13 protein-coding genes are annotated in these 13801 nt (G+C 68.0%); 6 read left to right on the top strand and 7 right to left on the bottom strand.

Translation table 11 applies throughout. From position 1 onward, the window contains the following. The first annotated feature begins 11 nt into the window (after positions 1–11). Positions 12–704, top strand: a complete 693-nt coding sequence (locus ACWD2L_RS02075) for a GntR family transcriptional regulator (protein ID WP_351331219.1) — start codon at positions 12–14, stop codon at positions 702–704. 50 nt (positions 705–754) lie between these two features. Here the strand turns inward: ACWD2L_RS02075 and ACWD2L_RS02070 are convergent, their stop codons facing one another. The 7 genes from ACWD2L_RS02070 to ACWD2L_RS02040 form a co-directional block, all read right to left on the bottom strand. Continuing rightward, on the bottom strand, positions 755–1705 hold the full coding sequence (locus ACWD2L_RS02070; protein WP_451187089.1) for an MBL fold metallo-hydrolase: 951 nt from the start codon (positions 1703–1705) through the stop codon (positions 755–757). A 73-nt stretch (positions 1706–1778) separates the two neighbouring features. After that, positions 1779–2903, bottom strand: a complete 1125-nt coding sequence (locus ACWD2L_RS02065) for a Rossmann-fold NAD(P)-binding domain-containing protein (RefSeq protein ID WP_351331217.1) — start codon at positions 2901–2903, stop codon at positions 1779–1781. A 167-nt stretch (positions 2904–3070) separates the two neighbouring features. Further along, positions 3071–3925, bottom strand: a complete 855-nt coding sequence (locus ACWD2L_RS02060) for an N-acyl homoserine lactonase family protein (RefSeq protein ID WP_351331216.1) — start codon at positions 3923–3925, stop codon at positions 3071–3073. 114 nt (positions 3926–4039) lie between these two features. Further along, positions 4040–5320 carry an MFS transporter gene (locus ACWD2L_RS02055; protein ID WP_351331215.1) on the bottom strand — a complete coding sequence of 427 codons (1281 nt, stop codon included), beginning with the start codon at positions 5318–5320 and terminating at the stop codon, positions 4040–4042. Positions 5321–5527: 207 nt separating this feature from the next. Next, on the bottom strand, positions 5528–6658 hold the full coding sequence (locus ACWD2L_RS02050) for a zinc-binding dehydrogenase (protein ID WP_351331214.1): 1131 nt from the start codon (positions 6656–6658) through the stop codon (positions 5528–5530). Positions 6659–6724: 66 nt separating this feature from the next. Beyond that, positions 6725–7543: an N-acyl homoserine lactonase family protein gene (locus ACWD2L_RS02045; RefSeq protein ID WP_351331213.1), complete on the bottom strand. Its 819-nt coding sequence runs from the start codon at positions 7541–7543 to the stop codon at positions 6725–6727. A gap of 71 nt (positions 7544–7614) precedes the next feature. Then, positions 7615–9090, bottom strand: a complete 1476-nt coding sequence (locus tag ACWD2L_RS02040) for an aldehyde dehydrogenase family protein (RefSeq protein ID WP_351331212.1) — start codon at positions 9088–9090, stop codon at positions 7615–7617. A 539-nt stretch (positions 9091–9629) separates the two neighbouring features. Here ACWD2L_RS02040 and ACWD2L_RS02035 point away from each other — a divergent pair. The 5 genes from ACWD2L_RS02035 to ACWD2L_RS02015 all read left to right on the top strand — a co-directional run bounded on the left by ACWD2L_RS02035 (position 9630) and on the right by ACWD2L_RS02015 (position 13795). Beyond that, positions 9630–10466 carry a FadR/GntR family transcriptional regulator gene (locus tag ACWD2L_RS02035; RefSeq protein ID WP_451187086.1) on the top strand — a complete coding sequence of 279 codons (837 nt, stop codon included), beginning with the start codon at positions 9630–9632 and terminating at the stop codon, positions 10464–10466. A gap of 213 nt (positions 10467–10679) precedes the next feature. Beyond that, entirely contained in the window at positions 10680–11180 is a 501-nt protein-coding gene (locus tag ACWD2L_RS02030) for an FAS1-like dehydratase domain-containing protein (RefSeq protein ID WP_351331210.1), read from the top strand. 1 nt (position 11181) lies between these two features. Further along, the gene (locus tag ACWD2L_RS02025) at positions 11182–11658 is read left to right on the top strand and encodes a hotdog family protein (RefSeq protein WP_351331209.1); all 477 of its coding nucleotides are present in this window, start codon (positions 11182–11184) and stop codon (positions 11656–11658) included. After that, positions 11655–13460, top strand: coding sequence for an acyclic terpene utilization AtuA family protein (locus ACWD2L_RS02020; protein ID WP_351331208.1), 1806 nt, complete (start codon positions 11655–11657; stop codon positions 13458–13460). The genes ACWD2L_RS02025 and ACWD2L_RS02020 overlap by 4 nt, the downstream gene beginning before the upstream one ends. Further along, the gene (locus ACWD2L_RS02015; RefSeq protein WP_351331207.1) at positions 13457–13795 is read left to right on the top strand and encodes a DUF7508 domain-containing protein; all 339 of its coding nucleotides are present in this window, start codon (positions 13457–13459) and stop codon (positions 13793–13795) included. Before ACWD2L_RS02020 ends, ACWD2L_RS02015 begins: the two co-directional genes overlap by 4 nt. Positions 13796–13801 lie beyond the last annotated feature (6 nt).

The following is a 13801-nucleotide window of genomic DNA, read 5'->3' as shown; positions in this document are numbered from 1 at the left end:
CGGGGATCCATATGCCCAAAGACGGCACAGGTAAGCCAGAGACCCTGGTCGCCTACACAACACGCAGCATCAAGACGGCCATTGCCGAGGGCCGGTTCCCTCCCGGATCGCGCTTGTCCCCCTCCGCGCTCGCCGCCGAGCTGGATGTCTCTCATATTCCCGTACGCGAGGCATTGAGGTCGCTCACCGCGAGCGGCTATATCGAGCACCGGCAGGCGCAGGGCTTCTTCACCCGCGAGCTCACCTCCAGCGACCTCTCGGACATTTACCGGCTCCGCGAGATCCTCGAGACCGAGGCCTACACCATGGCCGTCCCCAAGATCACTGATGGGGACGTCGAGGAAATGCGTCGCGTCAACGAGCTGATGAAGAAACACACCAGCCCTGATCACCGGCTCCAGTACCTCGACCTGAACCGGGAATTCCATTTCGTGGCGTTCGAGCGCACGGGGTCGGACCGGCTCCTGACTCTGCTGAATTACCTGTGGGACGTCGCCGCTCCCTACGGTGCGGCCGAACCGGTCGACAGTACCCGCAGCTACCGGCACCACCAGGCGATGATCAAAAAGTTCGCCGCCCGGGACACCGATGGTGTCATCGACGCCATGTCCGACCATCGTCAGGTCCGGCTGCGCCACATCGAGGAATGGGAGGGCGCCCGCACCCGGAAGAAGGCCGCCCCCGCCACGGGTTCGACAAGCTGAACGGCCCGTTGTGCCCGCCGCCGGCCCGTGAACCGGCCTTCCTCCTGCAATCACGCGGCAGCGGCCCGCCACACCGGCGGCTCGCCTTCCTCCAGGACCAGCCGGCCCACGTTGCTCAGGCGGGTCAGGTGTGCGTGGGTCTCCCCCAGCGCCGACCGGACGGCACGCGGGGCGAGTGAGTCGAACGGACGCGCCCAGCTCGCCGCCCGGGCCACACTCCATACGGTGCGGTGCCCCAGGCCGACCAGCGTCTCGATCTCATCGAGCCGCTCTTCGTGGTGCGCGTCGAGTTCCTCCAGACGTGACCCGAGCCGATCGAACGACCACTCGTGACCAGGCAACGCGAGCGCGTCCCCGTACGGCGTGAGCCGGGCCACCGAGCGGCGGTAGTCCTCCAGCGGATCAGGCGCGGAGTTCGGCCTCCAGGACACGTTCGGGGTCACCCTCGGCAGGACGTGGTCCCCGGTGAACAGCATGTTGCGCTCCCCGTCGTGGAACACCAGGTGTCCAGGGGTGTGCCCGGGCGTGTGGATCGCCTTCAAGTGGCCGCCCGTACCGGGTACGGCGGCCCCGTCGAGCAGGGGCACGTCCGGCCATGCCGACGGCAGGTCGCCCATCAACTGCTCCCGGTCCGACAGCATTTCGTCCTGTCGCCCACGCGGCACGTCACAGCGCCGCAGCCAACTCTCGATGTCGATCACGCGGCGGCGGCGCGCCTTCTCGGTGCGAGCGATCTGCACCTGCTCCGCCGGGTGCATACCGATCCACGCGCCGGTGTGCCGGTGCACGCGCTCGGCAAGTCCGTAGTGGTCGGGGTGGGCGTGCGTGACGACGACACCGGCCAGCTCGTCCAGGCTGCCGCCCGCGCGGGTCAGCGCCGCACAGAACAGCTCCCAGCCCTCGTCGGTGTCCCATCCGAGGTCGACCGCGACGAAGCCGGTCTCGTAGCGCAACAGATAGGAGAAGGAGTAGCCCAGCGGGCTGGGGAACGGCAGGGCCATGCGCCACAGTCCGGGGGCGAGCGCGGACGGCCCGAGGCGCGACAGGTCCGCGCGTGAGGGGCCGGGCGCCGCGTCAGCGGGCCGGGGGCCGCCGCCAGGATTCCCCGGGCCCGGTGGGGTGGCGGTAGATGTGGGCATACCTGAAGGGCTGGCCCGCGGGCCGGGGCCCGTCGTCGCGCGTCCGCCGCCACCAGTCGATGAGCTGGTCTTCCTGGGCGTAGTCGAAGGGGTCACCTAGCTGTTCCTCGATCTCGTTGATGTCGGTGTCGGACGCGCTGAGCAGCGAGTCGACGGTCTGCTGGAGCGCCGACGCCGCGTCGTAGCGGTCCTCGTAGCCCAGGTCCGACCGGATCCGCTCGCCCAGCACCACCCGATGCTGCTGCCCCCCGCGGTAGTACGGGTGCGCCGGCGTGGCCACGTCGTAGGGCAGGTCGACCAGTTCCACGTCGACGCCCATGTAGCGCGCGATCCACTCGATGCGCTGCCGGACCTCATACGTCTCACGGTCGGTCACCACGTACGACGCGCCGTCGGCCGTCTCGGGCCGGTCGACGGCCAGGAGGGGCGCCAGGCCCACGTTTCGCACAAAAGCCCGCGACTCCAGCCGCCTCCCACCGTCGGGCACCACGATGTGGCGTCGCCCGTCACGCAGCCGGCGCACGATCGACCACTCCGGGGAGCCGGGCTGGCGAGGGCCGTAGAGCGTCGGATAGGCGATGTACGTCGCCCGGAACGCTCCCTCGGCGCGCGCCGCCGCCAACCCGCGGGCGGCTTCGGCCACTCGGAGTCCGAGGCGGTCCCCCTCGCCGTCGGTCCTGAAGTGGCGTGCCTCCTCGCGCACCAGGGCCGGTCGACCGAGAGGCCCCCAACGTGTGTCCTCCACCCGCGCGAGCGGGCTCATGAGGCCACCTATGGCGACGAGGTGGCCGGTGCGGTGCCGAAAGTGCTGGGTGATGTGGCGCAGCCTCCCGTACTGGGCGACCACCACATCGAACTCCCGCCCGCCGAGCGCCTCGGCCAGGGTCTCGGCGAAATGAGGGTCCCCGTGAAGGTGTCGGACCTCCGGCGGCAGATCGTCGACCTCGTGCCGACCGCTGTGGAAGACCGTGGTGTCGAAACCGCGTTCGCGCAGCCCGCGCACCACGTCCGGCCCGGTCGGGCCGGTGCCGCCGATCACCAGGGCGGTCCGTCCAGTCATGTGCCTCACCTCGATCCTCGCCGGTCGGCCGAGCCCTTCTGCGGATCTCGACACGTAGTCCCCCACACACACCAGTATATATTCTCTACTATCGACTGTCAGGTAGTGCACGGTACGTGCGCGTCCGCGGCACGGAGAGCGCACCGCGGACGCGGGGTGACAGTGCGTCAGACCCTGATGTCCGGATGTGCCACCCCGGCGCCGAGAGACCGCGGCGCCGTACTCGCGGACACGGGGGCGAGGAGGTCGAAGCAGTCACGCTCCACCTCCTCGTAACGCTTCGCGACCTCCGGGTCGTGCCCTGGCACAACGTCGGTAACGGGCCGTGCGTCGAGTTCCCGCAGCCATGTGTACGCGTCGTACATGCCGACGAGGTCGGTGAAGAGGTAGAAGGGCCGGTCCTGACGCACCTCGTCGTAGTAGTGCATGGCGTCCGAGGCCAGCACCACTTGTCGAGTGCCCCCGGACACCTCAGTGACGAGCTGCCCGGGGGTGTGACCAGGAAGGCGGGTGAGCAGAACCTCGGGTGTGAGCTGCTGCTCGTCATCCAGGAGCCATAGCCGCCCGGAGGCATGAAGGGCCTGCACCGCGTCGAGGTCCGGCGGTTCGACCGGCCAGGAGAAGGCCGGCCGATCGCGGTACTGGCCGGTCCAGTAGTCGTACTCGGCCCGGGCCATGTGGAACGTCGCCCGGGGGAACAGGCCGGTGTTGCCGACATGGTCGAAGTGCATGTGTGTCAGCACCACGTGGTCGACGGACTCCAAGGACGTACCCATCCGGGCCAGCAGCTCCTCGGCGGGTGTGTCGATCCGGCGGTCGCGGATCGCCGCCGTGCCGGTGCTGAAGCCGCAGTCCACGACAACGGTCTTGGTGGGAGTGCGGACGAGCCAGAAGAAGTAGTCCATCCCCACGGCGTCGTCGGGTTCGCCGTAGAGGCCGTGGTGGTAGTACACCTCGCTCGCCCTGCGGCCGGGGCTGCTGCTGTAGCGCAGGGCGTGCACGGAGACATGCGGTACGGACATGTGAGCCCTCTCATCAAGTACGAACATCGGAGGCGGCCTGTTCAGGCATGGCTGTCCGGGACGGATACGGAGGGTCGCTGACATCACGTACCCCGGCAGGCCCCGAACGCCGCCTCAGGTCTCCCGGTCCAGGCTCAACTTGTGGTTGTCCCGGCTGGCGATGACCGCCCCAAGCGTCAGCGCAGCGGAAACCGTCATCATGACGGCGACGATCACCCACGAATCCGTGGCGCCGCTCAGGGCCGTGGCCACTGCGGGTGTGCACCCGCCGGCGAAGGCGATGTTGATCTGATAGGCCAACGACAGCCCCGTGTAGCGCACCCCGGTACCGAAGAGCTCGGACAGGAAGGTGGCGAGCGGGCCGTAGATGAAGCCGACGAACACCAGTGCCACGCTGATGGCGAGCAGGCTCAACGCCGTCGAACCGGACATCAGCAGCGGGAAGTACGCGAACCCCCAGATCAGCAACCCGACCGCGCCTACGATCATCGGCAGCCTGCGGCCCACCTTGTCCGACCACCAACCACTCCCGACGAGACCCGCCAGGTGGAAGATCTGACCGATCGTTATCAGGGTCAGCAGGGAAGAGGCGGAAACATCCGACTCGCCGGTGACGTACGGGACGCTGAAGACCTTGACGACCTGAGCGGATACATTCATGCCCGTGGGCACCAGCACCGCGATCAGAACCGCCCGTCGGTGCCTGCGGAAGACCTCGCGCAGCGGGCTCTTGACGATCTGGCCCTTCTCCACCGCCGCCTTCATGACGGGTGTCTCCGCGATACGCCGACGCATGTAGAGCCCGAGAAGCAGCAACACTGCGCTGAGCAGGAAGGGCACACGCCATCCCCACGCCTTGAACTGTTCATCGGAGGTGACGGCGGTCAGCACCGCCAGTGTCCCGGAGGCCAACAGAACGCCGCCGGACACGGCGCACGTCGTCAGCGAACCGTAGAACCCCCGCTTGCCCGTGTCGTGGGCGTGTTCGACCACCATCACGACCGCGCCACCGAACTCGCCGCCCGCGCCCAGCCCCTGCACGATGCGCAGGACGACGAGCAGGATCGGCGCCGCGACACCGATCGTCCCGTACGTCGGGAGTACGCCGATCAGCACGGTGGCCGAGGCCATGATGACGAAGGTGGCGACCAGGACGCGCTGCCGGCCGTGCTTGTCACCCATGTGTCCGAAGAGCAGGCCGCCCAGCGGGCGGACGAGGAATCCGACAGCGTACGTCGAGAGCGCCATCATCATGCCGAGGACTTTGTTGCCACTCGGGAAGAAGAGCTCGTCGAAGACGAGGCCGGCGACGGTCGCGAAGACGACGAAGTCGAAGAACTCGACCACCGACCCGACCATCGAAGTGACCACGACTCTGCGGCGCTGTTTCCGCACCGCGGGGTCCTCGTGCACTGGATTCGTCGGAGGGCTTATAGCCTCATTCGCCCCAGCATTCGTCATTGAACACTCCTTGTCGCAGGTCTTCGATGACCCTGTTTCAGGTCCACCGGAGGTACGAGCACCCGACGGGAGCCGGCCGGCACGGCCGGCAGGGCGTTCCGTTCAAGGTGCGAGGTGATGCGCCGAGGCCGTCTCCGGCGTCTACGGGTTCGGCAACAGGACTTCGCGCATCACCGCTCCACGGTCGAGCAGGTCGAGAGCCCCGTTGAGGTCGTCGAAGGCCAGCGTTCCGCTCATCAGTCGGTCGACGGGCATGCGGCCCTCTTGGAAGTACTTCATGTACCGCGGTATGTCGCCGATGGCGTTTCCGCTGCCCATGAACGAGCCGCGCATGACCTTCTCCTCGGCGACCAGGCGGGTGTGCGGGTACCGGTAGGTGTCCTCCATCACTCCCAGCCCGACGCCCACGATCTCGCCGCCGCGTCGCGTGATGTCGAAAGCGGTGGCGACCGCCGGTTCGCTGCCCGACACCTCGAAGGCGAAGTCCACGCCGCCACCGGTCAGGTCCTTCACCTTCTCGGCCAGGCCCGCCTCGCGGGCCGACAGAGTGTGGGTGCACCCGAGTTCGCGGGCGAGAGGGAACTTCTCCTCAACGAGGTCGACTCCGATGATCTCGGATGCCCCGGAGAGCCGTGCGGCCATGACCGCGCTGAGTCCGACTCCCCCGAGTCCGATGATCGCGACGCTGCGGCCCGGGGGCACCTGCGCCGCATTGAAGACCGCTCCGGCGCCGGTCACCACTCCGCAGCCGAACAGGGCCGCCACGTCGAGTGGGATGTCCGGATCGACACGGATCAACGCGTCAGGCATCACGACCGCGTACTGGGCGAAGCAGGACAGCCCGCTGTAGTGGTACAGGGCATCACCGTTCAGACTCAACCTCCGCTCCCCGTTGGGCAGTAGCCCCTGCGCGCGTGCGGAGCCGCTCCCCTCGCACAAGTTGGGCCGGTTCTGTCCGCACGTACGACAGCGGCCGCACCCAGGTGCGCCGGACATCACCACGTGGTCGCCTACGGACAGCCCTTTTACCCCAGGGCCGGTCTCGCGCACGATGCCCGCGCCTTCGTGGCCGCCCACCACGGGGAGCTTCCGCTTCCGCTGGCCGGCCACCTGCGACAGGTCGGAGTGGCACAGCCCGCCGGCCCGAACCTCGATGAGGACCTCGCCCTGTCCCGGCCCCTCCAGCTCGACCTCCTCGATCGCGAACGGCCGTGATTGTGCATAGGGCTTGGGGAGCCCCTGTTCGGCCATGACGGCAGCGATCATGCGCATGCAACACTTCCTTCTCTCTGACGGTGTGGATTCGGGACGCCGCGACTCAACAGGGCCGCTCACGCCTCACACCGGCTCTCCTTGCGCGGGCGCCACGGGCAGCCTCAGATCCGCACAGTCGTCGTCGACCCTGGTGAACCGCCGCATGACATCCGGGTCATGGCCGGCCACGACGGAAACACCGGGCTGTACGGCGAGTTCGTTGAGATAGGCGTAGCCCTTGTGCATGCCTTCGAGGTCGCAAAACACCCAGAAGGGCCGGTCGCGCTCCATCTCCTCGTACCAGTGCAGCGCGTCCGAGGCGAGAACGACGCGGGCGCCGGCGGCCGCCACCTCCGTGATGAGCTGTCCCGGTGTGTGGCCCCGGATCGGTGTGACGGTGATACCCGGGAACAGTTCCTCGACCCCGTCGACCAGGCGGACCCGGCCCTCCCGTTGCAAACCGATGAGCGTTTGCACCTCGGCCTGTTCCGTGTGCGGGGCGAAGAACGGCCGGTCCGCGAACGGCCCGGTCCAAAAGGCGAGTTCGTCCCGGCTCACGCTGAACGTCGCGTTGGGAAAGAGCCCGAGGTTACCGATGTGGTCGAAGTGCAGGTGCGAGGCGATCACGTGGTCGACATCCCCCGGCCGGACCCCGAAGCGGGCCAGCAGCTGCAAGGGGTGATGGGATTGCCGGTAGCCGCGTGCGCGGGCACGCACGTCGTCGTAACCGCAGTCGACAAGCACGGTTCGTTCGCCATTGCGCAACAGCCAGAAGTAGAAATCCGCGACCAGCGGTTCGTCGGGTTCGCCGTACGTTCCGTAGTGCAGGTACTTGGCGGCCTTGCTGGTGTCTGCCGACCCGTAGCGCAGCGCGTACGCCTCGTACTCCTCAAGACTGGACACGTGGGCCCCCTCGTTCGCTTCGGCTCTGCGGGACCGGCCGCCGCAGGCGGCTCCGTCGGACCCGTGCTGTACTACGCGTTCACCGGCCACTGGACGGTGACCGGCTCCAGGAACTCCCGGATGCCGGCCTCGCCGCGTTCCCGGCCGATACCGCTGGCCTTCCAGCCGCCGTTGGGCGCGTCGGTCCGAACCGGTGCTCCCCCGTTGAAGGTCACCAGGCCGGCCTCCAGTCGGGGAGCCAGCCCCATCGCCTCGTCGTGCGGGCCGAAGACACTGGCATGGAGACCGAACTTGGAGGCATTGGCGAGGGCGACGGCCTCGTCGACGTCGTCGTAGGACTGCACCGTGGCAACTGGGCCGAAGATCTCCTCCTGATTGATCTCGGCGTCGTTCGACAGGCCGCCGATCAGGGTGGGCCGGACGTACCAGCCGCGGTCACTGTCGGGCAGCGGTCCCTGCGCCAGCAGGTGCCCGCCGTCCTTCAACGCGGTGTCGATGAATCCCTGTACGCGTGCCCGGTGCTGCTTACTGATGACGGGGCCCACGAGTGTTGCGGGGTCCTGCGGGTCACCCACCGCGACCTTGCCGTAGAACTTCCGGCTCGCCTCGACGAAGGCGTCCATACGGCTGCGGTGGACGAGGATGCGGGTCGGCGACGCGCACCCCTGCCCCGCGTTCCTCAGGTATCGGCTGTGCAGGTCCGCCACCACGGCAGCCGGGTCGACCGATGGCAGAACGATCGCTGCCGACTTCCCGCCGAGTTCGAGCACCACGCCGCGCAGCCCCTCGGCGGCGCTCTTCATCACGGCGGTACCCGCCGGAACCGAGCCGGTGAAGGAAACCTTGGCGACCTCCGGACGGCGGATCAACTCCTGCGCGGTCTCCACGCCACCGGCCAGGACACTGACGGCATCCGGCGGGAAGCCGGCCTCGTCCAGCCAGCGACCGAACCTGAGGAGGGTGAGCGGAGAGTTGGGCGAGGAAAGCAAGACGCTGGGACAGCCGGCGGCGAACGCCGAACCAATCTTCATCGCGGCGAACACGAGCGGGTAGTTGTAGGCCGCGATTCCGGCGACCACACCGACCGGCCGGTACAGGACCATCGCCTCGTTGTCGGGCGGCCCCGGCTCACGCCCCAGGTACTCGGTCCGGTCCTTCAGCGTCGCTTCCGCCAGCCAGCGGAGAATCCTGACCGGCGTACCGACGTGCAGGCCCCTGGCCGTGGAGACGGGGGTCCCCACCTCGGCGACCAGGCTGGCGAGGATGTCGTCGGTGTGTGCCTCCAGCACGTCGGCCAGTCGTCGCAGGCAGGCGGACCGCTCCTCCGGACTACCCAGCTCGCCCCTGTCGAAAGCGCCACGCGCGGCCTGTACCGCACGCCGCACCTGTTCGGCGTCGGCGGAGCCGACCTCTGCGATCAGTTCCTCGGTCGCCGGGTTGTACACCGGGATCGGCTCTCCGCGCCCCGGCTCGAATGAACTCCCGATCCTCAGATCGAACTGCCGGTCTGCTCCAGCGGTCTGCTGCGAGGCCATCGTGACGATCACGAACCTTCCATTGCGGCGTGTGAGAACTGGCGAGGGCGCGGCCCTGCGAACGGCGCGCGGAGCGGGTGCAGTTCGGCCTCCCGGCCGACGGCAGCGGTCGCGCTCCCTCGGGGAGGTGTCTCGCGGGATGCGGACGGCCAACGTCATGACTAGTTGCACCCTGTGGCCCGCGTCACCTACGAACATGCAGATATTCCATCTGTTCGACAGAGTTGTAAACCCCCTGAGTCAACTTCCCTCGCGAACCCTTGCGACCGCGGCAACAGGTCGGATGTCTGGCTTTCTGAGCAGGTAGCGACATCAGACCCCTCTGTCGCCGCGCTATTGACCGACTCAACGACATCCGTTAAACATGGTCATGTTCAACATGTTCTCGGGTTCGCTGCCACGTGCCGCCCACCATCACGTGGACGGCGGAGCCCGCCGCGCCGCGGGCTTCCGCGAAGCGGACACCCCGCTCACTGGTCGACGACGTGTCGGCCGAGCTCTGCGGGGAAGGGCGAGGACACGACAGTCATAGGACCGAAGGGAACCGCGCGATGCCTCAGGACAGGTCCGTTCCTCCGGAAAGCCGGCCCGCCGGCACCGGCGCCGGCGGCGCCAGAGGCCCGCAGCACACCGCTGCGGCGGGGTTTCGCGCGTCGGCACGTCCTCCTCGACGACCGGAGAAGTCTTCCTTCCTGCTCGCCGATGAGATCCTCAACGACATCCTCCGCGACGACCTCGCCCCCGGGGATCCGCTGCCGCCCGAGCGGGAGATGGTCGAGAAGTACGGCATGGGCCGGACCACGGTCCGCGAGGCATTGCGCCTCCTTGAGTACCAGGGAGCGATCCAGCTGCGACAGGGGCTCAACGGTGGCCCCTTCGTCCAGGCTCCCGACTCGCACCATTTCGCCAGAACCATCTCGTTCCTGATGCGGATGGAGCGGACGCCCTTCGAGTCCATCGTGGAGGTCCGCTCCGCGATCGAGCCGATGATCTGCCAGCTCGCGGCGGAGCGCATCCGCCCGGAGGCGCTCCAGGAGCTGGGGCACACCATCACCGAGATGCGCCGCATCGTGAACGACCGTGACCAGACCGAGGCCTTCAACGACCTCAACACCCGTTTCCACAGCGTGATCGCGTGGTCGTCAGGCAACCCGCTCTTCCATCGCCTCGCCGATTCACTGCACGGGATCATGGACGGGGCCGTCGTCGGCATGAGCTACTCCGCACGGCGGTACCGGGGCGTGATCGCAGACCACCAGCTCATCTACGACGCTCTCAGCGCCCGTGACGCCGGCGCCGCGTTCGAGAAGATGACGGCGCATCTGACCGAGTGGGAAGAGTACGCCCGGCGCAATTTTGCCGACTCGCTCAAGCGTCCTCTCCCCTGACGTCCCTCCCCTCACACACGAGGGGCCGCCGAACTCCCTTACCCACAGCCCCAGAACGAATACTCCGGCCACCCGCCGGGGCGAGGCGCCGTGCCCGGACGCCGGCACGACGCGCCCTCGTGAACCCATTGCGGTGCTACGGCACGAGTTCCTTCTGGGCGCGTCCGGGTTGGCCGGTGCACCCTGCACGACCGACCCCGAGAAAGGAAGCGCATGACCATCAGCGCGGAACTGGTCGAGAGAGTCCGCGACTGCGTGGGCGACACATCGGAATCGGTGACCGCCACCGTCGACGCTCTGATGTCGCGACGCTACGCCCAGGCGATCGGCGAGACGAATCCGCTGTATTTCGATGCGGAGTACGCCAGGTCCAGGGGGTACACCGATGTGGTCGTCCCGCCGAACTTCCTCCCGTCCTACCTGGACTGGTCCGACGGTGGCACCGAGCGGGAGCTGCGCCCGGACGGCACGCCCCCTGGAGAGATGGAGTGGATCCCGCTGGAGGGCGTCCGCATCATGGGCGGCGGTGAGGAAATGATCTTCCATGCCCCGCTCGTCGCCGGACGAGAGGTCGTGATGGAGAGCTCCCTCGACAGCGTGGACTCCCGGCAGTCGAGATCCGGCCTCATGCTCATCCTCAAGATCCGGAACACCTACGCCACCACCGACGGCACCGCGATCCTGACCTCGATCCGGACCGTCCTGGGGAGATGAAATGGCTACTGCCACCCATGACACCACTCAACGCTACGCCGAAAGTGTCTCGGTCGGTGACGACCTGACTCCACAGGAACGGCGGCCGACCACCGTGCAGTTGTTCCGCTACTGCGCGATCACCTGGAACAGTCACCGGATCCACTACGACAAGGACTACGCGGCCAGCGAAGGCTATCCCGACGTCCTAGTCCAGTCGCACCTCCACGGCGCTTACTTGACCTCCTTGTGCACTGATTTCGCCGGTGAGAAGGGGTGTGTCGAGCGACTCTCCTATTCGGTGCGCCGTTTCGCGACCCCGGGCGACGTCCTGAATGTCATCGGCAGGGTCACGGAGGCCAGCAAACGCGACAGCGGCACGTTGTTCCGCCTGGAGATCAGCGAGGTACGCACCGAGGACGAGGCTGTCTGCGCCAGCGGCGAGGCCGACGTCTTCCTGCCCTCGCGCCCGGCGACTGCAGAGGGGAGGACGTCGTGAGTGAGGTGCTCCGCATCGCCAACTGCTCGGGCTTCTACGGCGACCGCTTCTCCGCCGCTCGGGAGATGGTCGAAGGCGGTGACATCGATGTGCTGACGGGCGACTACCTCGCCGAGCTGACGATGTTCATCCTGTCCAAGGCCAGGGCCGCCGGACGTCCCGGTTACGCGACCACCTTCCTTCGGCAGATGGAGGAGGTGCTGGGCACCTGCCTGGAGCGCGGCATCCGCGTGGTCACCAACGCCGGCGGCCTCGAACCCGCCGCCCTCGCCCATGAGTTGGATGCGCTGGGACGACGGCTCGGCCTGCCTCTCAAGACCGCCCACCTGACCGGCGACGACCTCATGCCACACCTGCCGCAACTGCGCGCCGAGGGAGCGGACTTCCGCAATCTCGACACCGGCCGGCTGCTGGCGGACGCCGACGCCGACCCATTCACCGCGAACGCCTACCTCGGCGGCCGCGGCATCGCGCAGGCGCTCGGCGCCGGAGCCGACATCGTCGTGTGTCCACGGGTCACCGATGCCTCTCTGGTGGTGGGGCCGGCGATGTGGCGGTTCGGGTGGGCCGAGGACGACTACGACAAACTCGCCGGAGCGGTCGCGGCGGGGCACGTCATCGAATGCGGAGCCCAGGCCACGGGCGGCAACTACGCCTTCTTCGAGGAGACCGACACCTCCGCGCTGCCCGGCTTCCCCCTAGCCGAGATCCACGCCGACGGCAGCAGCGTCATCACCAAGCATGCGGGCACCGGTGGAGCCGTCACCGTGGGCACCGTCACCGCCCAGCTTCTTTACGAGGTCGGCGGCACCGACTACCTCAACTCCGATGTCACCTTGAAGCTGGACACCGTACAGCTGTCCCAGGAGGCCCCCGACCGGGTGCGGCTGTGGGGCACGCGCGGCGCCCCGCCGCCCGAGACGTTGAAGGTCGCCATGACGCTCCCGGGGCCGTACCGGCAGTCGGTGGTCCTGGCCGTGCCGGGCGAGACCATCGAGGCGAAGGCCGCCAGGGCGGAACGGGATCTCGCCACTGCGCTCGGCGGCTTCGAGCAATTCGACTCCGTCGACATGCGACTGGTCCGCAGTGATCAGGCCGCGGCCGAGACAGGCGAGCTGGGCACAGCCCAACTGGTCCTCTCCTTCGCGTCGGCCGAGAAGGAGAAGCTGGGGCGTCGGATCTTCGACGCCGCGACCGGTCTGGCGCTCTCCAGTTTCCCGGGCATCCACTTCCCCGGCGAACGCCAGCAGCGCCCCACGCAGACCGGCGTCAACTGGCCCTGTCTTGTCCCCGCATCCGCGGTCGCCGAATTCGTCCACCTCGACGGCGACGACCTTCCCGTTCCCCCGCGCAAGCTGCACGCGAAGGCCGCGCCCTCCCCATCAACGGATGAGAACGGCCTGCCAACTCCCAAACCCACGACGCCACAGGACACGTCAACGCGACGAGTGTCCCTCGGGACGCTCTTCGGCGCGCGCTCCGGGGACAAAGGGGCCCACGCCAACGTCGGAATCTGGGCACGCTCAGACCAGGCGTACGGCTGGCTGGTCGGCTCACTGACCGTGGAAGCCTTCCGAGCGCTCCTCCCTGAGGCAGCCGACGCGCGCATCACCCGCAGCGTCTTCCCTCACCTGCGGGGCGTCAACTTCGTCGTCGAGGGCCTGCTCGGCGCGGGGGCGGCCGCAGCCGCCCGATTCGATCCACAGGCCAAGGGACTTGCCGAGTTCATCAGGAGCCGGGAAGTCGAACTGCCAGTGGACCTACTGGAAGCTCCCCGGTCAGAAGAAGAGGTGCAGCGATGAGTGTGGAGATCTCCAAGCCCTGGCGGACCGCGACAGACGCCGAACTGGAGCAGATCCCCTGCATCACCGGCGTCTACGAGGTTCGCGAGGGCGGGGGTGAAGTCCTGGACATCGGTTACGCCGGAGCACGTGAGCCCTTCGGTCTGCGCTCGAGGATCAAGACGGTGGTGATCGAAGAGGACCGCGAGGGCCTGGAGTTCCGCTACGAGAGCCACATCCAGTACCTCACCCGGTACGCGGAACTCGTCATGGTGCACCGAGCCCACCATGAGGGCGCCGAACCGCCGCGCGTGGCCGGCCGGGAAATTCCGGTGAAGGGCCGCCTGACGCCCTGAGCCACG

The sequence above is a fragment of the Streptomyces sp. NPDC002754 genome (assembly GCF_053592315.1).
The sequence above is the reverse complement of the archived record's forward strand: the minus strand, read 5'-3'. Positions and strand labels throughout refer to the sequence as shown.

Coding starts and splice junctions, on each gene's coding strand:
- ACWD2L_RS02075 (WP_351331219.1), top strand. CDS start 12: ATGCCCAAAGACGGCACAGGTAAGCCAGAGACCCTGGTCGCCTACACA.
- ACWD2L_RS02070 (WP_451187089.1), bottom strand. CDS start 1,705: ATGGCCCTGCCGTTCCCCAGCCCGCTGGGCTACTCCTTCTCCTATCTG.
- ACWD2L_RS02065 (WP_351331217.1), bottom strand. CDS start 2,903: ATGACTGGACGGACCGCCCTGGTGATCGGCGGCACCGGCCCGACCGGG.
- ACWD2L_RS02060 (WP_351331216.1), bottom strand. CDS start 3,925: ATGTCCGTACCGCATGTCTCCGTGCACGCCCTGCGCTACAGCAGCAGC.
- ACWD2L_RS02050 (WP_351331214.1), bottom strand. CDS start 6,658: ATGCGCATGATCGCTGCCGTCATGGCCGAACAGGGGCTCCCCAAGCCC.
- ACWD2L_RS02035 (WP_451187086.1), top strand. CDS start 9,630: ATGCCTCAGGACAGGTCCGTTCCTCCGGAAAGCCGGCCCGCCGGCACC.
- ACWD2L_RS02030 (WP_351331210.1), top strand. CDS start 10,680: ATGACCATCAGCGCGGAACTGGTCGAGAGAGTCCGCGACTGCGTGGGC.
- ACWD2L_RS02025 (WP_351331209.1), top strand. CDS start 11,182: ATGGCTACTGCCACCCATGACACCACTCAACGCTACGCCGAAAGTGTC.
- ACWD2L_RS02015 (WP_351331207.1), top strand. CDS start 13,457: ATGAGTGTGGAGATCTCCAAGCCCTGGCGGACCGCGACAGACGCCGAA.